Annotated in this window: 10 protein-coding genes; 3 read left to right on the top strand and 7 right to left on the bottom strand. The window is 73.1% G+C overall.

All coding sequences use genetic code 11. From position 1 onward, the window contains the following. Positions 1-9 precede the first annotated feature (9 nt). Both meaB and AC1DXJ_RS08465 read right to left on the bottom strand, forming a co-directional pair. Positions 10-972 carry a methylmalonyl Co-A mutase-associated GTPase MeaB gene (gene meaB, locus AC1DXJ_RS08470; protein ID WP_477636818.1) on the bottom strand — a complete coding sequence of 321 codons (963 nt, stop codon included), beginning with the start codon at positions 970-972 and terminating at the stop codon, positions 10-12. Next, positions 973-2,196, bottom strand: coding sequence for an acetyl-CoA C-acetyltransferase (locus AC1DXJ_RS08465; RefSeq protein WP_477636817.1), 1,224 nt, complete (start codon positions 2,194-2,196; stop codon positions 973-975). A gap of 272 nt (positions 2,197-2,468) precedes the next feature. Between AC1DXJ_RS08465 and AC1DXJ_RS08460 the strand changes: the two genes are divergently transcribed. From AC1DXJ_RS08460 to AC1DXJ_RS08450, 3 genes are read left to right on the top strand one after another with little or no spacing between them, the layout of a single operon-like run. Beyond that, positions 2,469-2,741 carry a hypothetical protein gene (locus AC1DXJ_RS08460; RefSeq protein WP_477636816.1) on the top strand — a complete coding sequence of 91 codons (273 nt, stop codon included), beginning with the start codon at positions 2,469-2,471 and terminating at the stop codon, positions 2,739-2,741. Continuing rightward, positions 2,741-3,058 (top strand): hypothetical protein, encoded by a 318-nt coding sequence (locus AC1DXJ_RS08455; protein WP_477615084.1) that lies wholly within the window; start codon positions 2,741-2,743, stop codon positions 3,056-3,058. Before AC1DXJ_RS08460 ends, AC1DXJ_RS08455 begins: the two co-directional genes overlap by 1 nt. 10 nt (positions 3,059-3,068) lie before the next feature. Continuing rightward, entirely contained in the window at positions 3,069-4,280 is a 1,212-nt protein-coding gene (locus AC1DXJ_RS08450; protein WP_477615083.1) for a hypothetical protein, read from the top strand. A gap of 80 nt (positions 4,281-4,360) precedes the next feature. Here the strand turns inward: AC1DXJ_RS08450 and AC1DXJ_RS08445 are convergent, their stop codons facing one another. From AC1DXJ_RS08445 to AC1DXJ_RS08425, 5 genes are read right to left on the bottom strand one after another with little or no spacing between them, the layout of a single operon-like run. Then, positions 4,361-8,170 (bottom strand): hypothetical protein, encoded by a 3,810-nt coding sequence (locus AC1DXJ_RS08445; RefSeq protein WP_477636815.1) that lies wholly within the window; start codon positions 8,168-8,170, stop codon positions 4,361-4,363. Next, on the bottom strand, positions 8,167-12,054 hold the full coding sequence (locus AC1DXJ_RS08440) for a hypothetical protein (RefSeq protein WP_477636814.1): 3,888 nt from the start codon (positions 12,052-12,054) through the stop codon (positions 8,167-8,169). Before AC1DXJ_RS08440 ends, AC1DXJ_RS08445 begins: the two co-directional genes overlap by 4 nt. Continuing rightward, complete coding sequence (locus AC1DXJ_RS08435; RefSeq protein ID WP_477636813.1) at positions 12,054-13,043, bottom strand: hypothetical protein; 990 nt, start codon at positions 13,041-13,043, stop codon at positions 12,054-12,056. The genes AC1DXJ_RS08440 and AC1DXJ_RS08435 overlap by 1 nt, the downstream gene beginning before the upstream one ends. Next, positions 13,040-15,100: a hypothetical protein gene (locus tag AC1DXJ_RS08430; protein WP_477636812.1), complete on the bottom strand. Its 2,061-nt coding sequence runs from the start codon at positions 15,098-15,100 to the stop codon at positions 13,040-13,042. Before AC1DXJ_RS08430 ends, AC1DXJ_RS08435 begins: the two co-directional genes overlap by 4 nt. Beyond that, positions 15,097-25,062, bottom strand: coding sequence for a DUF6603 domain-containing protein (locus tag AC1DXJ_RS08425; RefSeq protein ID WP_477636811.1), 9,966 nt, complete (start codon positions 25,060-25,062; stop codon positions 15,097-15,099). The genes AC1DXJ_RS08430 and AC1DXJ_RS08425 overlap by 4 nt, the downstream gene beginning before the upstream one ends. Between the last annotated feature and the right edge of the window lie 2 nt (positions 25,063-25,064).

Genomic DNA, 25,064 nt, shown 5'->3' with positions numbered 1-25,064 from the left:
GGAGGCGACTCAGGCGAGGGCGGAGACGATCTGGTCGGCCGCGGCATACGGGTCGGTCGTGCCGTCCACGACGGCGGCGGCGAGCTCGTCGACGCCGTTGCCGTGCCGCAGGTCGCCCATCTTGGCGCGCAGGGCCTGGAGCGCGATCGACTCGATCTCGTCGCCGGCGCGACGGATGCGGCGCTCACGCAGCGCGCCGGACCCCTCCATCCAGGCCGTGTGCTTCTCGATCGCCTCGATGACCTCGTCGACGCCCTGACCTTGCTGCGCAACGGTCTTCAGCACGGGCGGGCGCCAGAGGTTCGGTTCGGTGCGGTCGCCCAGGGAGATCATGTGGCGGATGTCGCGGACGGTGGCGTCGGCCCCGTCGCGGTCGGCCTTGTTGACGACGAAGATGTCGCCGATCTCGAGGATGCCCGCCTTGGCCGCCTGGATGCCGTCACCCATGCCGGGCGCGAGCAGCACGATGGTCGTGTCCGCGAGTCCCGCGACCTCCACCTCGGACTGACCCACCCCGACGGTCTCGACGAGGATCACGTCGCACCCGGCGGCGTCGAGCACGCGCAGCGCCTGCGGCGTCGTCCACGAGAGCCCACCCAGGTGGCCTCGACTGGCCATCGAGCGGATGTAGACGTCGGGGTCGAGGGCGTGGTCCTGCATGCGCACCCGGTCGCCGAGGAGCGCGCCGCCGGAGAACGGCGACGAGGGGTCGACGGCGAGGATGCCGATTCGCTTGCCCTGGGTGCGAAGGGCGCCGACGAGCGCATTGGTGGAAGTGGACTTGCCCACGCCAGGACTGCCGGTGATGCCGATGATGTGGGCCTTGCCGGTGTGTGGCGCGAGTGCTGCCATCACCTCACGCAGGGCCGGGTGACCGTCCTCGACGAGGGAGATCAGCCGCGCGACGGCACGAGGCGACCCTGCCCTGGCCGATTCGACCAGGGCAGGGACGTCGACGGTGCGGGGGGCCACTCAGGCCTTGGGGTCGGTGGTGGCGTCGCTCTTGGGCACGCGCACGATGAGGGCATCACCCTGGCCACCGCCGCCACACAGGGCGGCCGCGCCGACGCCGCCACCGCGGCGGCCCAGCTCGAGCGCGAGGTGCAGGGCGATCCGGGCGCCGGACATGCCGATCGGGTGTCCGAGGGCGATGGCGCCACCGTTGACGTTCACCTTGTCCACGTCGATGCCGAGCTCCTTGGCCGAGGCCAGCCCGACGGCGGCGAACGCCTCGTTGATCTCCACGAGGTCGAGGTCGGCCGGCGTGATGCCCTCACGCTCGCACGCCTTGGCGATGGCTCGCGCGGGCTGCTGCTGGAGGGTGGAGTCAGGGCCCGCCACGACGCCGTGGGCGCCGATCTCGGCGATCCAGGACAGGCCGAGCTCCTGCGCCTTGGTCTTGCTCATGACCACGACGGCGGCGGCGCCGTCGCTGATCTGGCTGGCGGTGCCGGCCGTGATGGTGCCGTCCTTGGAGAACGCCGGGCGGAGCTTGCCGAGCGTCTCGGTCGTGGTGTCGGCGCGGATGCCCTCGTCGGTCTTGAACTCCAGCGGGTCGCCCTTGCGCTGCGGGATGGAGACGGTGACGACCTCGTCGTCGAACAGCCCGTCCTTCCAGGCGCGCGCCGCGAGCTGGTGGCTGCGGGCGGCGAACTCGTCCTGCTGCTCGCGGGTGAACTCCTGGTCGCCGGTGTTGGCCTGCTCGGTGAGCAGACCCATGGCCTGGTCGGTGAAGGCGTCCCACAGGCCGTCGAAGGCCATGTGGTCGCGCATCGTGACGTCGCCGTACTTGTAGCCCTCGCGGGACTTCTCCAGCAGGTGCGGGGCGTTGGTCATCGACTCCTGGCCGCCCGCGACGACGACGTCGAACTCACCCGCGCGGATCAGCTGGTCGGCCATGGCGATGGCGTTGATGCCGGACAGGCAGACCTTGTTGATGGTCAGCGCCGGGACGGACATGGGGATGCCGGCCTTGGCGGCGGCCTGCCGGGCGGGGATCTGGCCGGCGCCGGCCTGCAGGACCTGGCCCATAATCACGTAGTCGACCTGGTCGGGGCTCACGCCTGCCTTCTCCAGGGCGCCCTTGATGGCGAAGCCACCGAGGTCGGCCCCTGAGAAGTCCTTGAGCGAGCCGAGCAGGCGGCCCATGGGCGTGCGGGCACCCGCGACGATGACGGAAATGGGACGATCAGACATGGTGACAAGGCCTCCAGCGCCATTGGGGACTACCTGCGTTCACTCTAATGCGGCGCCCGGCGCCAGGACCCGGCAGGGCAGGTGGTCCTGACCACACTCCGGTATGCCGCGGGGTGGCCTCCCAGCGGGTTCCGGGGCCCCGGCTTCGGGCCGGATGAGCCCCGTCGAAACCTTGTCGCGACGGCGGCCGGGGTCCATCCTTGGATGGGGGCCGTGCCCCCACCGGGAGCGGCGGCTGACTCAGCCGGCCGGCCGATCGTGAGGAGCGGGCAATGGGCGGACGTGTGGTGCGCAGACGGTTCTGGGCCGAGGTCGTCCTCGCGGGGATCGGCACCGTGCTGGCCGTCGTGACGGCCCTGGTGCCCGACTGGATCGAGCGGCTCGGCGGTGAGGGCGGAGACGCGGGCAGCGGCGGGACCGAGCGCGCGCTGGCCCTCGTCTTCCTCGCGGCAGCCGCCGTGCTGGCGGTCCTGGCCCGGGTGGAGTGGCGCCGCCCGATGGCTCCGGCGCTGGCCCGCAACGGCTCAGGGGGCGATCCGGTCTGATGGCCACCAAGCGGCGAGCCGGCTCCACGGAGGCCACGCACGAGGGTGCCGACGCCCTTTCGGGCACGCATGTCCGTCCGCGCAGGAAGCGGGACAAGGCCCGCGAGGACGCCCTGGCCGGAGCCGAGGCGGCCGAGGGCCTGCCCGCCGGAGCCGAGCCCGACCTCGGCACACCGATGAGCGACAGGGACCTGGACCAGCGCGACCGGCAGCAGTCGGCCAAGCGCAAGAAGCCGGGGCCCAAGCCCCCCGAGACACCCCCGGCCACACCCGTCGCTCCGGCGGCGTCCGCTCCCCCGCCGAGCGACCCGGAGTGAGGGCCGACCCGTGGTGACGATCACCTCGAACCTCGCCCTCGACGATGCGGCCACCGGCACCCAGACTGGGACCGTCGGCGAGCCCACGCTCGGAGTGTCCTCCTCGACCCTCTTCGTGACGGGCAACTGGTTCGCCACGCGCTCGTCGGACCGCGGCGCGACCTGGTCGCTCCTCGACCCCTTCACCGAGTTCCCGGCCGACCGTGGCATGTTCTGCTGCGACCAGATCGTCACCTACCTGCCGGCCCAACGCCTGTGGGTGTGGCTGCTGCAGTACTCGAAATCGGGGCGCAGCAACATCTTTCGTCTCGCCGTCAGCCGGACCGCCGTCTCGGGGACGTGGCGCTGGTGGGACGTCGCGCCGGCTGATCTCGACCCGGCCTGGACCGACGTCTGGTTCGACTTCCCCGACCTGGCGGTCAGCACCAAGAACCTGTGGCTGACCTTCAACCACTACGACGGCTCCGACCGGTGGGTGCGGGCGGGGATCATCAGGTATGCCCGTGCCGACCTGACCCGGACCGGGCCCCTCACGAGGCGGCACTGGTCGACCACCGGGGTCGGCTCGTTGCGCCTGGTCTCCGGAGCCGGTTCGTCGATGTGGTTCGCCGGGAACGACCAGGCGCGCCGGTCCCTGCGGCTCTTCCAGTGGCTGGACGACGCGGCCGATGTCACCACCTGGACGATCCCGGTCACGGCGTGGAACGACAGCGACTACCGCTCGCTCGGGCCGGACGGCCAGCCCTGGCTCAGCCGTTGCGATGACCGGATCACCGGCGCCTGGCGGGCTGGCGGCCGGCTCGGCTTCCTGTGGAGCGCCGGCCGGGGCCCGGGTCGGCCTCAGCCCTACATCCGTGGGGTGACGCTCGACGAGCAGTCGCTGGCCGTGGTGGCCGAGCCGGACCTCTGGAGCCAGAACGGCGCCTGGGCCTATCCGGCGGCGGCCCCCAACAAGCGGGGCGGCATCGGTCTCACCGCGTTCTTCGGCGGCCCGACCCAGCCGGCGCACGCGGTCGGCGTCCTCGACCAGCAGGCCAACACGTGGGCCACGAAGACGACGGCGACCTCGACCCACTCCCCGCAGGCGGGCAAGTGGGGCGACTACGTCGTCTGTCGCCCCCATCCCACGCGGACCACCTCGTGGGTCGCCAGCGGCTACACGTTGCAGGGTGGTCAGGACCGCCGCAACATCGAGCCCCGCGTCGTCGTCTTCCGCTCCTGAACGCGCGCCGTTCGCCGACGACGCGCCGACGACGCGCAGGCGTCGGCAGGCGTTTGTCGGCAACCCCGCAGCCGGGGGCGTCAGGTGGGGCGGTTCTCGATGTGGACGATGCGCGCGGCGGCATACGGGCAGAAGCGGACGAGCTCCGAGACGGTGGTGGGCGGGACGACGGCACCCGGCGCGGTGGTGGGCGGCACGAACACCTCGCCGGCACCGATCGACCCGACGAAGGCGAGGAACAGCACCTGCTGCTTGTTCGGCACCGGGGTGAGGTCGACGTCGATGGACACCGCTCGCGGCATCCGTGCGTCCACTGCCGTCGGCACGGTCCGCCAGGTGACCCCGCCCCCGCCCGTCGCGAGGTTCCAGCCGCCCGGTACCGCCTGAGCCGTCCCGGCCGCAGCCGCAGTGAGGAAGGGCAGGAGCGTGGTCACCGAGAGGGCCAACAGGTCCGAGGGGGTCGCGCCCACGCGCCACAGCAGGACGACGAGGCCCTGGTTGGCTCGCAGCCCGATGGCATCCCGGTGGTGGACGAGGACGTCGACGGTCGACGGTTCGCGGAACACGGTCCAGAGGTCGTTGACGACGTTGCGGGGCACGAGGTCCAGCAGGTCGGCCTCCGTCGCGGTCACGTTGGCCGCGCGCGGCGTCTGCCACGGCGCGCGGTAGACCGCCCGCGGATCCGCCGTGTCCGTGGTCACCGTGCCGTCGGCCTTGACGCGCACCCCGCCCACCACGTCGGCCCAGACAGCTGCGTCGATCTGGGGTACGGCCGACTTTGCCGGCGCCATCTGGGTGCGGTGCAGCGCCACGAGCCGCCCGAGCGCGTCGGAGAACTGGCCGTTGGCGACGACGCTGGGATGCAGCCACCGGAAGGCCGTCTGGAAGGTCCACACGTCGTAGGCCGGCGCGTTGATTGCCGTGATGGCCGGGGCGGGCAGGAAGACCGGGGTGGCCGCGACCGGCCACCTCGGCCGCACGGTGATGTCCGGGCTCGCCGCGAGCGACGCCGGCAGCGCGGGCGGCGCCGCGAGTGGGTCGGTGTGGACGGTCAGCGGGTTGCGCCGGTCGTCGAACCGGTGCGAACGGATCCACGTCTGCGGCACCGCGTCCCGCGCCAGGTCGACCTCCCACACTCCGCGTGACTGGACACCCGCCCGCAGCAGCCGTGGCGCCGACAGCGCACCGCCCCGGTCGCGCCAGATGTCGAGGTCCTGCACGGTCGCCTGGGGCAGCCCGTTGACGTAGGGAACCCACGTGTGGGCACCGGTGGCGTTGTTGGTGCGCGTGCCCCGCCACACCCCGGTGACGGTGCCGGCATACACCGTGTTTCCTGTCGCGTCGCCGGGGTCGACGACGACGGAGAAGACCGGGTCGCGGGGACCGCTGTTGACGGCCCCGCCCGCATCCAGCTGGCGGCGCAACGTGGTGCGCTTGAAGCGGTTGTCGGCGTTGTTGAAGAACCACAGGGTCTCGTCGGGGCCACCGACCACGCCGGTCGTCGCCACGTAGAAGTCCTGGGTGCCGGGCACGGCCGCGACGTCGGTCAACGTCGTGGTGCGTGGGATCGCGACGGCGGCGTTGGTGATCGACCACGTCGTGGAGGCCCAGGTTCCCGGCGGGGCCTCGGTGAAGCGGACGATGCCGCCGGTGTAGAGGACGAGCAGCTGGGTGGGTGACACCCACGTGAGGGTGACGATCGTGCCGAGAGATGGGGCAGTGAGACCGATCCCCATCTGAGCGGCGTTGGCCGCGCCGTTGACCCCGGGGCGGCCGTCGGCCGCAACGCCGTTGGGGTAGGGAATGGCCCGCCAGGTGTTCGGTCCGACACCGACCCCGAGGTCGTCGGTGAGCCACACGCGGTACGTGCCGATCGCCAGCCGCCCAGTGGGCGGGTTGGCACCGACCGGCGGGACGCGCACCGTCGCGGCCCCCGAGTAGAAGCTGGACCAGTTGTTGGTGCCCTCGCCGCCGATGCCGAACACCCGGCTCGGCTCGCCGGGGTTCCGGGTCATCGGGTCGACGAAGGCGGTGGTCGACGTGCAGTACCACCGGGCGAGGTTGAACTGTCTTACCAGGAGGTGCGAGGCGGTCGGGTGGAAGGCGACACCGCCGCCGTCCCCCGTGAACGGCTCGTCCCAGACCGAGTCGCCGATGCGCACCTGGCTGCCGTTGTCCTGGCACCCGGTGGCCACGAGGTGTCCGTTGACCGGGTGGCTGCGGACGAACACCGGTTGGAGCGAGGCGAGGCCGGTGTTGCAGGCCGCGAAGGTGCCGACGCGACCCGAGCGGTCGGAGACGAAGACCCCGCCGTCGGTCGCTGCCCAGATCTGACGGCGCGGCGGGGCGTTGCCGGTGAGGACGAGCCGGTGCACGTCGCCGTGGACGTTGTTGCCGATGGCCCCGGCCGCGGTCGCTCCGTCACCACCGGGCAGGGCGGCCGCCGAGGAGACGCCCACCGTGGCCTGGAGGACGAACGGCGGTGCCGCCACGCCCGATGCGACGACGTCGAAGCAGTAGAGGCTGGCGCCCCAGTCGCCGTCGGCCGGGCCGTAGGAGAAGGAGCTGCCACCGAAGTAGACGCGGTGGACCGCCCCGACGACGTCGACGGCGATGCACTGGTCGTAGTCGCGCTGGGTCCCCCACAGCGTCGCCGGGACCCCGCCGGCGCCGCCCGGGGTGCCGACGTCGTCGGCCGTCGGGGCAGCCACGGTCGCGTCGGCCACCCGCCACAGGGCGGGGTTGCCGCCGGTCTCGCCGATCGCATAGACCGTGTTGCCCGTGGCGGCGAGGCTCACGTGACCGGTGATCGCAACCGGGTTCGTCAGCGCCAGGGGCGTCACCGCAGCGCCGAGGTTGTCGCTGAAGGCCAGGCCCTGGCCCGAGACCGCGAGCACGAGCCGCCCGCCGGGCAGCCAGACCGCGTCCGAGATCGCCGCACGGGGAAAGGCCGTGGTCACCGCCGCCAGGCGCTGCCAGACGTACCCGTCGCGGACCGGGTTTCCACCGCCCGCCGGCAACGACTGTCGCCGGCCGAGGAAGGCGCCGTTGGTCGTGCAGGCGATGACGACGTCCTGGGTGGCGCCGGCCGTGGCCAGGCCCGGGGTGCTCGCCGGGCTCCGGACGAGCTTGAAGATGCCCAGCCCCTCCAGCGCTGCGATGCCGGTGTCGGGCTCCCACGGCTCGGCCTGACCGGCTGGGAAGGTCGGGCCGATCGCCGCGAGGACACCGACCCCGTCGATCGTCGTCTCCCCGGTCGGCGCAGGCGTCCCCACCGGCAGGAAGTTGGGCTCGCCGGTCCCGACCAGCACGGTGTCCAGCAGGGGCATCGCGTTGAAGTCCACGAGGAGGCAGCCGCACGCCTGGGCGTTGACCGCGCCCCCACGGATCCTGCGTCGCTCGGACCACCCGCCGACCGGCGACCATGTCGCCGCCCCGTCGTCGGTGTACCAGACGCCGCCCTGCGCCGTCGCGGCATACGCCCGCCGTCCGGTCGCGTCCACCGCGATGTCGCGGATGCGGCCGGCAACCCGTGGCCGGTCGACGGCCTGACCGCGCCGCACGACCGAGGGCCCGATGGGCACCCAGCGGCCCGCAGGGTCCACCGCCGAAGGGAACGCAAGGGCGGCGTCCTCGGCGTGTGCTGCATCAGCAGCATCGGCTGCCGCGTGGGGGCGGCCGGCTCCCGCTTCCTCCCGCGCCGCGAGGACCGACCGCATGGCCTCCTCGAGCGCCACCCGGTCGACTCCCTTGAGCAGCGTGGCGTCCCGGGCGGCGCGATCCGCGGCCAGCCCACGTTTGGCTGCCCGCGCTGCCTCACGTCGCAGCCCGGCCGCCATCGCCTCCCGCTGCGACGCGGACCCCAGCGGTGCCCGCCGCTTGCCGGTCATGGGCTCCCCTCCTCGTCGGGCGCCACGCGTATCCAGCCCTCCTGGACCTCGTGCGGCAGCTTGGGCAGGTAGGCGTTGGTGGTCGAGGCGAGGATCGGGTCGTCCCTCCAGCTGATCGGCCCGGTGCGCCGGGTGAACTGCTGCTTGCCGCCGAGCGAGGCGACGTTGGGCAGCCGGATCTCCGCCGGGTCGACGAGCAGCGGTCCGACGCGCATGGAGGGCACCATCGCTGCGAGCCCGGGGCCGACCCAGGTGTCGGCCAGCTCCAGCGCCTTGCGCGGCAGGATGCCCGAGGTGACGTGCACCTTGCCGGCCGGGAGCATGAGGATGGTCAGGCGCAGAGTCTGGCCGATGCGGATCGTGAGGGTGTCCTCGAGGACGAGGTAGCCGTGCTCGATCGGGTCCTGTGCCGGGGTGTCGCCGAGCCGGCCGAGGAAGCCGGTCCGCGGTCCGGAGGCCAGGGCCGAGTCGGCCACGACCTTGTCGACGACGTGGAAGCGGGTGTAGTCGTCGTCGACGAAGAAGCCGAGGACGCTGTCATCGCTGCGGCCCAGCTCGCCGATGCGGAACGGGAACTCGTGCGCCGCGAGCGCTGCGTATGCCGCTTTGCGCGCCTCCGCGCCGCCGGCCTCGTCGACCTGCACCTCGTCGATGTCGTCGGGCGCGTCCAGGCGCAACGTGGCCCGGACCACGGCGACCGGTCGCCCGACGAGCCCGGCGATCGTCGGCGTGCCGATGGCGGCGAACGTGTCGACGGTCCAGAGCGTCGAGTCGATGGCGCGCAGCAGGGCCGACAGTGCGCTGCACGACGGTGGCACCGCCGCCTGCCGGGCCTCGATGTCGGCCTGGACGAGTCCGGCCGCGAACAGGGCTGCGTGCTGCGCGTGCGGCGGGATGTCGGTCAGCGGACCGGCGTCCGGCGGGACCGGTCGTCCGGGCGCGGGGTCCCAGCGCACCGAGCCGGGGCCGTCGTCGACGCTGAAGGAGTCGTGCTCGAGCTGCCCCAGTGGGTGACCGTCGCGGTCGAACACCTCGAGGGCCTCGTCGATGTGGTCGGGCAGCAGGAAGCCGGACACCGGGGTGACGGCGAGCGCGGCCCGCAGCTGGTCGACGTACGCCTCGGGGGCGTCGGCCGGGTCCTGGTCGAGCCCGTAGGCCGGGTCGACGAGTCGGAGCAGCCACCGGGCGCTGTTCTGGATGCGTGGAGGCAGCAGGACACCGGTCGGCTCGGTGGGCAGCTCCTGGGTGCTGGTGCGCGCGAGTCCCGTGAGGGGGACGTCGACCACCCGGCCGAACGCGTCGACCAGCCGCAGGTCCAGCACCGAGAGCGAGCCGCCGAAGAGCGGCACGGGCAGGCCGGTCGCCCGCGGCCGGTTGACCCCGTCGGTGCCCCGAACCCGTTGGACGAACCCCTCGTAGGCGATCCCGAGCAGCTGCTCACGGATCCCGTCGAAAGAGGCCGAGCACAGGTCCAGCGGCCGGATGAGGTTGGCCACCCCCGCCAGGACGTCCTCGTCGGGGTCGGGGATCAGGGACTGGCTCGGCGAGGCCAGGTCCCGCGCCTGCTCCTGCTCCAGCCACTTGGTCATGGCCGTCGTGAGGGACTCCCCCACCCCGGTCGTCAGCGGGCTGCGTCCGGCAAGGGTCCGCGTCGCGCCGACGACCGGCTCGCTGCGGCGCAGGTCGCCGTCCACGAGCGACCAGCCCGCCAGGTCCTCGGTGCCGGTGAGCTCGACCCGCCACTCGAGCCAGAGCGGGACCCACGGCTGCCGCCACGTCGTGATCGCGATCGGGCTCGGTGGGGTCCAGGCCACCAGGGAGAAGCGGGACAGCTCGGCCGCGACCTGGAGGGTCTCGACCTCCTCGAGCTGGGAGTGACCAGACCAGGAGTCCCGGGCCGCCGCCCGAGGCATCCGGGCCCGGGCAGCCTCGGCGACCAGACCGGTGCCGGATCCGTCATAGGTCGCCGTCGTGCCGTAGAGCCGCAGCATCTCGGCGGTGAGGCGGCCCTCGATCGCCCGCACGTCGTCCCCCTTGCGACCCGAGGACGCCGCCAGCCAACCGACCGAGTAGCCGTCGCAGATGATCGCCTCGCGGACCACCCGGGTGACCTCGCCGGGTACCGCTCCACTACCCAGGGTGGGCAGGACCGAGCGCCCGTCGACGGTGCCGTCGATCGAGGGCGACACCTCGCCGGGGAAGCGGCAGCGCAGCAGCCCCTGGTCGTCGAACATCCCGTCTCCGTGGTGCCGCGCCGACGGGTGGGCCCCACGCAGACCCACCATCATCGGGGCCGGGCGGAAGACCCGCGGTGCGGCGCGGACGACCTCGCGACTTGCGGGAGGCGTGGCGCTGGTGCCGCCCTTCCGTGCCCCCGCTCCGGGGTCGTCGCGCTCGCCGCGCTCCTCGCCGCGCGCGTCGTCACGCGCCGTGGCGCGCTTGCCGCTCGTCATCGGAGCCACGCCCCGCCAGCCGACCTTGGTGCCTTTCGGCACCCCGGACGCCTTAGCCGGCTGGTGGGCGGCCCGGCCCTTGCGCCCCACGGCCAGGGGGCCCAGGGGTGTCCCGTCCTCGGTCCGCAGCCGGTCCGCCTTCGCCCCCGCGACGGGGCGCCCGGGCAGCGCCCAGAAGCCGTTGGCGTGCTCCTGGTCGGCCAGGTCGGAGAGGCCGTCCGGTGTGCCGATCCGCCCGAGCAGGTCACCGGTGAAGGCCGCGCACAGTCGTTCTGCCGTCAGGCGTTTGGCCGGATCGATCCCCAGCGCAGGGGCCGCGAAGGCCGACACGATGTCGTCGATGTCGGTGCCCAGGCTCGCCGCCAGGGTCGAGGGGTCCGGTCGGTCGTCGGCACCTCCTGCCGTGCCGTCGACGGGCACGCCGATGACCGAGCCGTGGAGCATGGTGTGGTAGCGGGTGGCCCCGATCCCGACGGTCACCCCAGCCACGTCGGCGACGGGCATCGCGGCCTCGGGAGCGACCGAGCTGTAGGTCGTCGTCGACTTCGCGTACTGGGTCTGCACCGTCGTCGCCGCGTAGGTCCGTGGCGACTTCAGCCCTGCATACTGCTCGAGCTTGGTGGTCCGGGGGTCCTCGGGATACTCCACGGCATCCTCGCCGTCCGGGCTGACCCACCAGCGCAGCTCGGCGAGGCGCGCCCGCACGCTGGTCTCCCCGCGACTGCCGGCGAGCGGGTCGGCGGCGGAGTCCGTCCACCATCCGGCGACCGTGTAGCTGGCCTTGCCCCGGTGGAAGCCGTGCGGAGCCACCTCGACGCCCGGCAGGTCGACGAGGGGGTCGTGCAGGGCGAACCGGTTGATCGCGCCCAGGTAGGTCGCCGTCCACATGAGGCTGCCGCGAGCCCCGCCGTCCAGCACCTCCATAGGAACCCCGCCGTCGAGCGGCAACGCGCCGGGCGGGACGGTCCCGGCGTACGTGGACAGTGGTGTGACGCCGCCGGTCACCGCGTCCATGACCCACCCCGAGGCGTATGCCGTGCGCGCGCCTTCGGGGAGCAGCGTGCGGACCACGACCCACCGGTCTGGGAGCCGGGGCAGCCTGACCTTCTTGGTGACCGGGTCGTTCTCACCCCGCAGCAACGCGTCGGGCAGCGCCCAGTGGAGATGGACGCCCGCCGCGCGAGCTGCACCGGCGTCGAAGGGCGCCGGGTCTCCGTCGACGCCGGCGACGTCGACGCACGGCTCCGTTCCCCCGGCGGGCACGACGTAGGCCTGGACGTCGACCGGCACCAGGATCCGCTTCTCCCGGACCAGGTACTTGTCCCACGTCTTCCACGTGGCGAGGTCGACGTCGGCGCGGGCCAGCGCGGCGAAGCGGTCGGTGTAGATGCTCTTGGCGAGCCGCTCGGGAGTCAGGTCGAAGCCTGCCATCACACGCCTCCGAGCCTGAACGTGTCGTTGACCTGCTTGGCATAGACCACGGAGGCCTTGAACACCGTGCCGATGCTCACGCCGCGAGGGTCGCCGAAGACCTGCCGGTAGGGGAAACGGAGCAGCTGCAGCGCGTACTCCGCGGCGTCGAGGCTGGTCCCCACGTGGGTCGCCGTCAGGTTGACGAGGTCCTTCTGCACCTGCTGGATGTCGATGACTCCCGTGGCGCCCTCGGTGGCCCGGAACGGCACGTCGAGGATGACCGGGGCACCGCCCGGCTTCTCGAGGTCCGCGAAGGTGTTGACGTCGCGAGGGATGTAGCTGAACGACCCGTCGACCTCGCCGGGGTCGAAGCCGAACTGGACGCCCTGCCGCGGCTCCTCGACGTGGACGACCGAGGGAATGCCGTCGAAGAGGCAGAACAGCACCGCGGGCGCCAGCCGTTCCAGACGCAGCAGCCGCATCCGGTTGGGGTCGTCCTCGGGGACGAACCGGTTGTCTGCCTCGTCGACCGGGTCGAGGGTCATCGCCCGCACGTGCAGGCCCGGCCACCCCGAGACCGCCTGGGAGCGCAGCAGGAAGCCGCTGACCGCGTCGACCGCCCCTCCGTACCGCGGCTGACCCGGGTGCCGCCGCGCGTTGCGCTCCTCCTGGTCCAGCTCGGTGCGGATCGCGTCGTAGGCGGCGCTCAGCTGGGTGCGGTCGTCGCTGTTGACGGTGCCGACCGACAGGGCGCCCATCACCAGGGCGTCGGTCCAGCGCCGGTCGAGGTAGAACCACCGGATCGACTCGGGCGGCAGCAGCTCACTGTCGGCGACGAGGTTGGCGAAGGGCACCCCCTCCAACAGACGGAGCCGGACCAGCCAGGCGCGCAGCGCAGCGGGGATGGCCGAGTCGTCGTCGTCGTCCTCGACCGTGGTGGGGACGGAGATCGCCTCGCTGAGCCGCAGTGGCAGGTCGAGGACCATCGTGGGCACGTCGAGCTTCACGGTTCCTCCCTCCGGTCGTGCAGGGCCCGCTCGAGGGCGTCGTCGCCCTCGTCCAGGGGTGCGTCGTGCGGCCGGACCGGCACGCCGCCGAGGATGCCGCCGGGCGCTCCCGGTGTGCCGCCGGCGAGCCCGGGCCCCCCGGCGGGTCCGGTCGGGATCTGGGGGGACGTCATGATCTGCGTGGACAGCGCGCCGACGACGAACTGGGTGACGGTGCGCTCGTGAGCCGAGCGCAGGGCCGAGCTGAGCGCCGCGTTGGCGGCCGGACGCGTGAGGTCAGCGAGCGGCATACGAGGCACCTCGGTCTCGCGCAGGGTGTGCAGGAGCACGGGGAGGTCCACGTCAGCGGCGACGTCGAGGCCGAAGTGCTGGAGCACGGTGGCCAGCCCGTCCCCCTTCAGCTCCATCGGCGCGCCCGGCGTGACCAGCTCGCGCGGCGGCCCGATGACGGCGCCCGGCGCGGACGCGGCGGCTCCGGCGAACGCGCGGGACAGCAGGACCCCCAGGCTCGGCGCGGCGTTCATCACGACACCGGTGATGCCCAGGTCGGCGATGACGCCGTCCCAGATGGCGTGCCCGCGCGCCACCTGGTAGTCCCGTTGGCGCCACTCCAGGAGCGCGGCGACCATCGAGGGCTGGCTCAGGGCGAGCAGCCTGCCGATCTCGAACGCGGCAGCCAGCGACAGGTCCTCGCGGCCGTCGGGGATGACCGACCGCAGCTGGTCACCGGTGTGGGCGAGTTGCAGCCGCGGTCCGGCGAGGTCGGCCGGGTGCGGGAGCAGCGGTCCGCGGTACCACGCCCGGACCAGGTCGCCACGCCTCGTGCGCTGGTCCAGACCGACGTGACCGGTCTCGGTGACCTCGAGAGGGGCCCGCCCGACCGGGTCCTTGGGGGTGACTCCCCGAGTGCCGAGCAGTCCGTTGTCGACGTGCTTCATGAGCTGTTCGAAGGTCGCGTCGCCGACGGAGGTGAAGCTCCAGCGCAGCAGCACCGGGAATCGCAGCATGGGGTCGAGCGCCAGGATGATGCGGTCCGCGACGGCTGAGACGACCACGTCCTTCGAGATCTCCGAGGATGCCTTGCCGGCCACCCAGGAGGTGGACCCGGCGTAGGCCTTGGTCGTCGTCTCGGGGGTGACCGTCGCGGCGTAGTGGGTCGCGACCTGGGCTGCCCGCGGGTCGGGATCGGCGGCCGGGCCGACAGGACCGTCGACCGTCTCACCGTGGGCGCCCAGCCCGACCTTGGTCGCCGACGTCGACATCCCCATCAGCTTCTGGTCGTAGGCCGCCTGCGTGTACTGGAAGTAGCCGGTCTCCAGGACGAGGTGGTCGGTGAACCGCTTGTGCGGCGGCGCCTGCGGCAGCAGCTGGTTGAACTGGCCCTCCAGGTTGACCAGGCAGGCGTGGTACTTGACCGGCACCTCCTTGCCCTCGGAGTCCGTCACGGCCAGTGGCAGCCGGTTGGCGATCACGACGGCGAGGAAACCGTCGTCGTCGCCCATCATCAGCTCGGTGTCGTCGAGGTCGACCTCGCGCCCGTGGACGAGCAGCGGCACGTCCTTCTGGGTGGGCATGATCGTGTCCACCATCGACTTGCGGATCGACAGGCACGAGCCCTTCGCGACGTCTGGTGCACCGGGCAGGCTGACGCCGGAGGTCACGCACTGGGCGACGTCGACGTTGGTGAGCACTTCGGCCTCGCCCTCCGCGAAGACCACGAGCGCCAACCAGGGAGTACCCGCCGGCGCGCCCGCCACGGCCCGCTCCCAGGGCAGGGTGCGCCGCTTGATGACGACCTGCGGCAGCCGCGACCCGTAGGCGCCCTCGGTGCCGGCGGGTGGGTAGGTCGACAGCGCCTGGTCCGGCGGCAGGAGGTAGCGCGGAGAGGTGACGGTGACGTGGGTGTCGAGCCGGGCGACGGGCAGCTCGGTCGCGCCGAGGGCCCCGTCCTTGCCCACGGCCGCGAGGTTCTGGTTGGTCGTGAACTTGTAGCTGCCAGCCGTCAGTGCCGGCGAGAACTTCGTGTACAGCTGGAAGTGGCCCGGTTGCATCGTCATGACGTGGACTTCCTCCTCGGGCGACGCGGGCTGGCGGCCCGCGGCCGCCTCGGGCCGCCGGACCGCTGAGCGGGGGCCGTCCACTGGACCTGGCACCCCGGCCCGGCCACCGCGAGCACCTTGGCGGTGGCGGCCGACAGCCCGCGTGCGGCCAGGACCGCCGCGAGCTCCTCCGGCGCCAGGTCGGAGCCGACGACCCCGGTGACGACCCAGGCCGAACCCGCCGTGACCACCACGGACATCGCGGTGGCGTCCTTGTCGGGCACGACGGCATACACGAGCACGCTCGTCGAGCCGAGCGAGACCGCCTGGGGCGGCCGCTCGACCCCGGCCCGGTCGGTCGCCACGTGCCCACCCACCAGGCGCAGCTCGGTCGGGTCGAGGGTGGTGGGACTGGTGCCGGTGAGCGCGACGGCCACCGTGTGCACGGGTCGGCTGAACCGAGTGGTCACCTCGGGGGCCTCGTGGGCCACGGATCCGGCGCTGTCCCACTGCAGCACGCCCGTGCCGTCGGTGGCGGCGGAGGACACGACGCAGCCCGCCGCCAGCGCGGTCTGGCTGCCGAGCCGTGCCACGCGCGTGCCCTCGTGCCAGCCCGCCAGTCCGTCGGACGCGTCGGCGTCGCCGTCGGCGTGGAGGCCGATGTGCGTGGCACCCGCCGGGACCGGGACCGTCGTGTCGACGACGTCATCGTCGAACAGCACGGTGCGTCCCTGCAGCACGGTGACCCGGGCCTTGCCGGCAACCTTGAGGCTCGGGCGGCGAGCCTCGTCCACGTCGAAGGCAGCGTCGGGGCACTGGAGCGCGACGACGTCGCCGCTGCGCAGGATGGAAGCCGCAGCATCGGCACGGGCCGCCGCCGCGGACCGGCGACCACGAGCCGAGGCGCGCGGAGCCTCGGTGCGGAGCCCACCGACGAGGGACTGGAGGCCGGGCGTGCCGAGCGGGCCTGCGGCATACGAACGCGTCGACCCGACGGCGTCGGTGCGGGGCACGGACCCCGACGCGAGCACGGTGCCACGGGCCGGGACCGACGGTGGCGCTCCGAGGGTCAGCGAAACGGGCAGGTGCAGCGCCATCCGCCCGTGGACGGACTCGATCGACGGGGCCGGGCGGCGCTTGAGCCGGCCGTCGGCGACGGTCGTCCCGGTGGCGCGGATGACGGCGCCGACGCCGGAGGTGAGGTGTCCGGCGACGAACGGGCTCCGGGGGTCGCGCTGCGCGGGTGGCGTTGGCGGGGCGAGCTCCGTCTTGACCCCCTTGTCGGCGTTCGCCGGGGCCAGTCCGTCGGTCAGCGTGCCGAACATGGGTGGTGCGGTGTGGTCCAGCCGGTATGCCGCGCGGGCGACGGCGCTGTGCCCGCCGCGCGGCAGGCCGTTGCGCTCGGTGAACAGGCGCGCGGCGGCCAGGGCCAAGGCGTCGTCGGCCGACGCGATCGCCTTGACGGGCCCGTCGTCCAGGGCCTTGGCGACGTTGAGGAACTGCTTGCGGTCGGTGCCCTTGGCCGTGAGCGGGAGGGGCCGGCGGTCCTCGGGCCGCGCCTTGACCTGTCGGTAGTCGATCTGGGGACCGACGGCCGCGCCCTCGATGCCGGCGACGAGGACGACGAGCTTGCCCGCCTTGACGACATCACCTTGCGGGAGAGGCTTGTTCGGGACATCGGCACCCGGCGGCCCCCACACCCCGACCGGGTAGTAGTCGTTACCCGACCGCGGGCTGGTGAGGCTGGAGTTGAAGCCGGTGACGAGCTTGGACAGGCGCGCGTCTGGGGTGGCGACCCCGGTCACGGGGTCGAGTGCGAAGAGCTGGACGGCCACGGTGGAGGTCAGGTCGTGGGCCTGCATCGGCGACAGGCCGAGCCGGGTGGACTGGCCGGCCCGGAGGATGGGGACCTGGAAGGTGGTGGCACCAAAGGCGAAAGCAGTCGCCGGGGCGCTCGTCGTGATGGTGAGCTCGAACTCGGCGAACACCCGGAACGGCAGGGCCAGGGTGCCGTCGGAGGACGGCGCGCCCGACTGGCTCCCGGCCGCCGTCGGCAGCGTGCCCTTGCCGGTGATGGCCGACAGGGTGCGGGCGGCGTTGCCGGACGCCTCGAGGTACTTCGCGACGAACGCCGTCCACGGCATGGGTGGCGGCAGCGCCTTCGAGCCACCGAACTCGATGGGGACCGTGCACGGGCCGATCTCGAACTCGGCGCGGCCCGCGAAGTCCGGGCCCCACACCTTGATGCTCGCCCCGAGGGTGATGCTGAAGCTGATCGTCCCGAACCAGCCGAGGTCGATGTGGATGCCGGCTGAGATCCGGGCATAGGCGCTGACCTCGAACCAGAACGGGTCGAAGTAGACGATGCCGTCGGCCCCGAACTCCACCCGCGCCCAGACCCACCCGAGGTCGAGCGAGACGACGACCTTGATGCCGGCCATCAGCGCCTCGGACGTCAGCGCGAAGTAGGACTCTCCCTTGATGACGAGCACGCTGCTGATCTGCCAGACGATGCCCAGCCGCGGCACCACGGGATAGCCGTCGCGGTGGAAGCTCGGGTGGTAGCCGCCCATCGTCACGACGAACTGCCCAGAGAGCGGCCCCTTCCACCACAGGGCGAAAGCGAAGCCGCCGGTCAGCCGGACGTCACGGTAGAGCAGCCACGAGTTGTCGGTGAGCTGGGCCTTCATGAGGAAGACGCCCTCGCTCGTCGAGAAGTGCACGAGCAGCGCCAGCTCGATCGAGACGATGGCCGCCTGCGGCCGCGGCAGGGCCATCCGGGCCAGTCCGAGCAGGTCGATGGTCAGCCCGTTGCCGAAGGACACGGCGACGACCGCGACACCGTCGATGAGGCTGAAGCAGGTGAACGAGATGCCGGCCGCGAACCAGAAGTTGCCCATCTGGTGCGGGAAGTAGATCGACAGGCGGTGCAGCTCGTCCATCGGGTTCGCTGGTGGCGTGGCACCGGGGTCGAGCGCCTGGATGAAGGGGAACTCGCCGAACCGGGAGATGTCCTGCGGGATGACCAGTCCGCGGTTGATGCCCAGGCCGCCGCCGAGACCGGTGAGGAAGAAGGCCGGAGGGCCGCCGATCGGTCCGTTGATCGCGCCGAAGATGAAGAAGCTGGCATGGCCGTGGCCGTCGTCGGAGTAGCCGCCGAACACCGAGAGCCCATAGGCCGCGAACCGCCCCATGAGCATGCCGACGTACGACGTGGTGTCGCCGTCGACGGTCTTGAGCAGGCCCCCGGCGATGGACAGCCCCGACAGGTTCGCGGAGACGGCCAGACCCATGAGGTCGACCGACCAGCTGGAGATCGACAGGACGTCGCCGCCGTGCCACGTGATCGACAGCCGGTCCACCGCGGCGGTCAGGCCGAAGACGGAGAGCTGGCCGGAGAACAGCAGCGAGATCTCGGTGACCCGCCCGCCGGACTCGACGACTCCCAGCCCGATCCGGTCGACGTACAACGGCCCGAGCTGTCGCTGGATGACCAGCCACCACGGCCCCGGTGGCTCGCCGGCCCGGAGCCCGACCTTGACCTGCTGGCCCGGCCCGGGCTGGCGCTGGACCGACAGGGCAGGGCTGAAGTTGGGGCGGTTGTTCTGGCTCGCCGACCCGACGTCGTTCATGATGTTGTTCGCGACGCCGTTGTCACCACCGCCGCCGGGGGCGACCGCGAGTCCGACGAGCTCGATCTGGGCGCCGCCGCCCACGCCGTCCGGGTTGACCGCGGCATAGATCGACAGGCCGATGCCGTCCAGGGCGATCGAGCCCAGCTCGAGGAGCGGACCGGCGGGCTTGGTGATGCGCACGCCGAGGCCGGCCACCGTGAAGGCCGGCGAGATCACGAGGTCGTCGACCCCCGTGCCCTTGAGGACGAAGATCGACAGGCCGGGCAGGACGTCGTCGTCGATCCAGGACGCGTCGGCCCGCAGGACGACGTTGACTCCCGAGGTCGGGAAGGCGAAGTCGCCCACCGGCGTGACGTTGAGCCCGATCTGCTTCTGCCCCGCACCGAGGTCCTCGCTCGCGAGCGAGATCTTCACGGCCCCGTCGATGGTCACGCCGAGCGGACGCACCGGGTTGACGCCGTGGGCGGGGTCGGTGGCGCAGTTCCACAGCAGTACCTCGAGGCGGTGGAGCAGCCGCTCCGGGTGCTGGAAGTCGCCGAAGAGCGTGGTGTCTATCTGGCGTCCGCCTCCGGTGAAGACGACGCCCTGGAGCATGCCGGTCGCCCGGTCGGTGACGACGGTCCCGAGCTGTTCGGTGAGCACACTGGCGGCCAGGTCGAGCGCGACCCCTAGGACCATCGGCGCCACGCCTGCCGGGGTCAGGTCGGCGCCGGTCTCGACGCCGGCGACGCGGGTCACCGCGGCAACGTCGACGCCCGTCGGCCCGAATCGGACCTCCACCGACTGCGCCCCGGCCGCGTCGAGGCCGAGCCCGACCCCCACGAGTGGGATGAAGCCGTTGCCGGTGAACCCGGCCCGGATGACGGCGATCGGCCGGAGCACGACCGGCCCGGCGGGAATGGCGAACGGTCCCGCCCGCATGACGACCCGCACCCCCTGCGGCGAGAGGGTGAGCCCCTCGAGCGCGACGTGGCCGATGACGTGGGCGCCGCTGTCCCGCAGGGTCACGTCGCCGCCGATCGTCAGCGAAGGCGTCGTGGAGTCGAGGTCGAGGTGGATCTGCGTGACGGTGCCGAAGGTGATCCGCCGGACGCCCAGGGCGACCGGGTCGACCCGGACCAGCGTGCCCGTCGGGTCGAGCGCCTCGGCCAGGGCCTGCACGCCGGCGGTGACGACGCCGGCCAGGTGCGCTTCGAGGTATGCCGCGGGGCTGGGGCTGACGAAGGCCGAGATCCGCCCGTCGGTGAACTGGTCGGCCACGAGCAGGTCCAGGCCGGAACCGAGCTCGTGCACCGCCCTCGCGACCGCCCGCAGGGGCGTCGCCGTCCCGTCGTTGCGATGCCCGATGACCTCGTTGAGGGCGACCCGGACGGCTGACTGGGCGGCCGCCCCGATGGCTTCGGCCAGACCCGCCCCCGCGGGGTAGAGCCGGATCGGCGTGCCCGGCGCACTCCGCACGAGGTCGAGGGTGACGGTAGGAGCGACCTGGAGCCGCAGCCCCGGGCCGTCGATGAGCACCTCGGCGTCGAGCAGCGGGGCGACGACGCCGGCCGCGGTGATCGACAACCCACCGGTCACCGCCACCGTCACCGTCTTGCCTCCGACGTCAGGGGTCAGCGCGAGCTCGGCTGACAGGTCGAGGCGACCCGCGGCCACGGCATACGAGATGGTCAGCCCGTTGCCGAGGGGCCAGCCGGCCTCGCCGACGGCGCGGCCGGGGACGACCACGGGAGCCAGCGCCTCGAGCACGGCGACGGCCGCTGCCAGCGGGTCCGAACGGGTCCGCAGCCACGCGCCGGGGTCGGTGAACAGCCCAACCGGCAGCACGACGTCGCGCGCTCCCGAGGGAGCGGGCGGGCCGAGGAGCCCGAGGGCCGACAGGCCCGCGTCGATCGTGGCGCGCCCGGCATCGCTTGCCTCGGTGCGGCACCAGCGGGCGAGCTGCTGGGCGACGACGGCCGGGACGGCCACCGTAGCGAGCCGAGTCAGTGCCTCGGTGTCGACCGCCGGATAGAGCGTGGTGGTCGTCGACGCGACCGCGCCCGGAGCCCGCGACTCCACGGCCAGCTGGGCACCCGCGGTTCCGGCGGACCCGACGAGGCGCATGCCCCCCACGCCGTCGACAAGGACGCCCAGGGCAGCGGTCGCCGTCACGCCCGCGGCTCCGGCGCCCAGCGTCAGCTCCAGCGGAGGCAGACCCTCCACTGCGAGCGTCAGGTCGCCGGTGATGGTCCCGGAGGCGAGGTCCACGTCGACGTGCAGGCCACTGGCCCCGACCCGGATCGCGGTCGGCGCCAGATCGCTCGGGCGGACCGTCACGCCGGTCAGTGCGCGCACGTCGTCGGCCAGCTGGGCGGCGCGTGCGACGACGAGGGGGCGGATCGTGGCGACCGGGTCGTGCAGCAGGTGGTCGATGGCGTCGGGGTCGACTCCGCTGTCCCGGAGGATCCCCAGGTGGGTGAGCAGGCCGGCGAGCGCCGGCGAGGCCGTGCGGATGCGCGTGCCGATCTCGGACAGCAGGATCTTGACCTCGGGCAGCGCGGTCGTGGCCGTGGTGCCGTCACCGTCGGCCCTGACCACCCACGACTCGCGGTATGCCGCGAACGCGCGGGCCTCGTGGAGCACGAGCTCGGTCGTCCCGTCGCCGCCACCATCGCCGAGGGGGATCGTGACCCGCGCCTCGACCCAGCGCACCGCGAGATCCTGCTGGGCCGCGCCCGGCCCGCCGACCAGCCAGCCGTCGTTGATGCCGAGGTGTACGTCGAGGACGACCTCGCGCAGCGGCTGGAGGTGTGGGGTCGCCCGGCGCGCCGAGGCGAGGTCGACCCGCGCCCCGACGCCCACGAGCAGGCCGCCGAGGTCGAGGTCGAGGACCGGCAGGTCGACACCGACATGCACCTCGGTGGGAGGTCCGGTGGTGCGGGCGACGTCGGCTGCCGCCTCGGCCGAGCGGGCCGCGATTCCGGCCACGGCGACCGAGGCGATGGCCGAGCGGACGTCGGCCTCGGGGACCGCACCGAACACCGCGTGCACCTCGGCGGTTGTCGGCAGGGTCTCGTCCGCGGCGCTCGGCAGGTCGGCGGGGGTGAGCACCGCCATGGCCCGCCGCACGAGGCCCTGGCCACGCCGCAGCGGGTCGCAGCCGAGGGCGAGCAACGTGTCGGTCCACGTCGGCAGAGGGTCGGGGACGAGCCGGTCGAGGAAGCGCACGGCATCGCCGCCCAGCCCCGTGGTCAGCGACGTCAGCACGACCGGCGACCAGGGCGTCCCCACCGTCACGACGGCGGTGACCCGCTGTTGACCCACCGCCGTGCGCACCGCCGCGGCGCCGGCCGCGCCGTACCCCACGAGGACCACGTCGGCCGTGCGCCCGGCCAGCACCGCGGTCAGGCGCGCCGCGAGCGCCGCGGTGGTGTCGTGGTCCGGACGCTCGGAGGCGACGGACGGAGGGGTGGGCAGCTGGACGAACCACTGCCCGGTCGTCGCGTCGGGCATCGCCGTGGGCGCCGTCCCCGTCGCGTCGATCGCCTGGCCGCCCGGCACGTCAGTGAGCCAGCCGGCACCGCAGCCGACGTGCACCACGGTGTCCGTGGCGACGCCGACGCCGTCCAGGACGTAGCTGCCGGTCCGCCCGTTGGCGACGAGCTCGGCATACGACAGACCGGTCAGGACGCTCGTGGTCACGCCGGTGGGCGCCACCGCGCCGACCACGCCGTCGGTGTCCTTCCAGCGGGTGACGAGCGAGTCGATGCCCTCCCCCAGCCGGGTCCGGCCCACGAGCAGGTCGGCCAGGTCGGGCGCACTGGGTGCGGCCGCTCGCAACGTGGCGGCGACCGCGGGCCCGTCGGGCACCGTGTAGCCGCGCAGCAGCTCGCCGTACCCGGGGCCGCCGGGTCCGCCGCTCGAGACGTCCGGGCAGCCGGGGACGGTCCAGACCGCCAGTCCGGGCGCACGGCGATCGCCGCCGACAGGGCACCGGTAGGGGTCGGCCGGCCGGCCGCCACCGAACGGCGTCGCGAGTGCGCCACCGCTGAGCAACCACGCGACCGGGCCGAGGGCGGTGCGGATGTTGGCGCAGTCGAGGGCGAGGTCGAGCAGCCAGTTCTCGATGGCAGTGCCCGGGTCGGTGATGAGGGCGCCGAGGCGCAGGTGCGCGCCGCTCCCCCGCCAGCCGACGAGGTCCAGGAGGGTGCCGAGGACGTCGGACCGCGCCCTGCCGAGCAGGGCGGTGACCAGGCCTTCGACCTGGTCCCAGTCGGGCGTGAACGTCACGACCCCAGCGGCGGAGATCTCGGGCAGCGGTATGCCGTGGACTCGCTGCACCAGCGTGCGCGGGTCGGTGTAGGTGACGGTGAGCCCGTCACCCAGGACGCGTGCAGCCAGTCCCGCGCCCGGGGCCCACGTGGCTGCGACGCCGATGCCGGTGAAGGCGACCTTCGCGATCTCGAGGTCGAGGGTCATCGGGTCGGCCCCCACGGGGCGAAGCAGGACCTCGGCGCTCGCGCCGGCCGCCAACGAGACGTGACCAGCGGTCAGCTCGACCCGCAGGAGGACCACGTCGGCGCCGACCGCCACCTCGAGGTCGGTGAGCACCGGCAGGGAGGCGTCCGCGCCGAGGGCGAGGACGAGGGTCTCCGTCCCGTGGATGGCGTCGGTCTCGCGCCAGGCCCGCAGCCCGACACCGCTGGCGACGTCGAGGCGCCACGGGTCGGCTGCGTCGCCGGTCTGGGTCGGCACCTGCACGGCGCCGGTGAGCAGCTCGGCGAGGCGGCCGAGGACATCGGCCATGGCATTCGGGGTCTGCAGGACGTCGAGCCAGTAGTTCTTGATCGCAGCCAGCGGGTCGGCGATGAGGGCCGAGGCGGTGATCGCGGTGACGTTGGCCGGCGCGGCGATGCCGAGGAGCCGCTCGACGGCGGCCTGGGCGCCTCCCAGCCCCAGGAGGGCATTGCTGAGGGCAGTCGAGACGAGGGAGTCGACGGCCGCGACCGCTGCCTGCGGCGAGGAGAGGTCGAGCAGGTCGTGGTGGATGCCTCCCGGGAGGTCGACCCCGTGGAGGGTGAGGGTGAAGGCCGGCTTGCGCGCCGCGTCCAGGCCGATGCCGACCCGCAGGCCGCCCACGGCGGTCGCCCCGGTCATCAGGGGTGTGCCGCTGTGGGCCTGGGAGCCGAAGGCCGCCTCGGCCCGCAGCCCCGGGACTGCAGTGACACTGCCCGTGCCGGTGTCCGCGCGCAGGAGGTCGACGGTCGCCGTCAGGTCGGCCGTCCCCGGCGCGGGCGACCAGCGGACGTCGAGCCAGGGCACGAGCGTCGGGTGCCCACCGGTGCCGGGCGTCACCCGCAGCCCGAGACGCAGCGTCGCCGGCCCGATGGCGAAGCCCACAGAGTTCGTCGCGGCATCGGGGACACCGCCCACGAGGCGGGCCAGCTCGGCCAGCCAGGCGTCCAGGACGGTGTCGTCCTCGAGGATCGACTCGACCCACTCGACGAGGGCGGTCAGGCCTCGCGTCGGGAGCTCGGCGATCGGCAGGGGCGGCACGCCGACGGTGGGTCCGCGCAGGCCGAGCATCCCGGCGAGGCCCATGACGTGCCGGAAGACCGGGTCGGCAGGGTTGAGGGCGTCGATCTGCTGGCGCACCATGCCGACGACGAACTCGAGGATGTCAGCGCCCAGCGTGGTCAGGGAGTCGAGGTCGAGGGTGCGGCTCTGGGGAGCCGTCGCCCCCGGGAGCTGGAGGTCGACGAGCGAGAGGGAGAAGCCGACCGTGTCGTCTGTCGTGGTCGGGATCGCGAGGTGCACGCTCGCCCCGCCGAGGTAGGCCACTCCCGGGACCGGCGGAGCGTCCGCGAAGTCGGCCTCGACACCGATGCTGATGCGGCCACCGGGGCGGCCGAGGAGCAGCCAGCGCGGGAGGGTCGCGTCGGTCGGGCGGCTGTCGGTCTGACCGCTGCGGGGCACGTGGAAGATCGGGACGTGGATCGTCGTCTTGACGGTCGGGGCTGTCGTCCCGGCCTGGTGCTCCACCGCAACGCCCACGCGCACAGCGCCCTGCACCGGCTCGACCACGGCATACACGGTGATCGCCGGCGAGGACTCGGAGAACAGGGGGATCCACTTCTGCTCACCCTCGCGGTGCAGCTCAGGCGGTCCGAGCGCCTCGTCGACGAAGGCGATGAGCGCGTCCCGCTGACCGGTGTCGGCGAGGATCGTCGTCAGGCCGTGGGCGTTGCCCGACGTGCCCATCGGGTCGCCGAACCACGCACTGTTGGCCCCTGACCCGTCGGTGATCCCCAGCGCCTGAGCGAGCGACCCGAAGGCGCCCATCCCGTCCTGGGTCAGTGTCATCG

Source organism: Pedococcus sp. P2_D9 (genome assembly GCF_056404275.1).
The sequence above is the reverse complement of the archived record's forward strand: the minus strand, read 5'-3'. Positions and strand labels throughout refer to the sequence as shown.

Bases quoted from the DNA above. Each gene is read 5' to 3' on its own strand.
- AC1DXJ_RS08425 (WP_477636811.1), bottom strand. From the start codon at position 25,062: ATGACACTGACCCAGGACGGGATGGGCGCCTTCGGGTCGCTCGCTCAG.
- AC1DXJ_RS08455 (WP_477615084.1), top strand. From the start codon at position 2,741: ATGGCCACCAAGCGGCGAGCCGGCTCCACGGAGGCCACGCACGAGGGT.
- AC1DXJ_RS08460 (WP_477636816.1), top strand. From the start codon at position 2,469: ATGGGCGGACGTGTGGTGCGCAGACGGTTCTGGGCCGAGGTCGTCCTC.
- AC1DXJ_RS08430 (WP_477636812.1), bottom strand. From the start codon at position 15,100: ATGACGATGCAACCGGGCCACTTCCAGCTGTACACGAAGTTCTCGCCG.
- AC1DXJ_RS08465 (WP_477636817.1), bottom strand. From the start codon at position 2,196: ATGTCTGATCGTCCCATTTCCGTCATCGTCGCGGGTGCCCGCACGCCC.
- AC1DXJ_RS08445 (WP_477636815.1), bottom strand. From the start codon at position 8,170: ATGACCGGCAAGCGGCGGGCACCGCTGGGGTCCGCGTCGCAGCGGGAG.
- AC1DXJ_RS08440 (WP_477636814.1), bottom strand. From the start codon at position 12,054: ATGGCAGGCTTCGACCTGACTCCCGAGCGGCTCGCCAAGAGCATCTAC.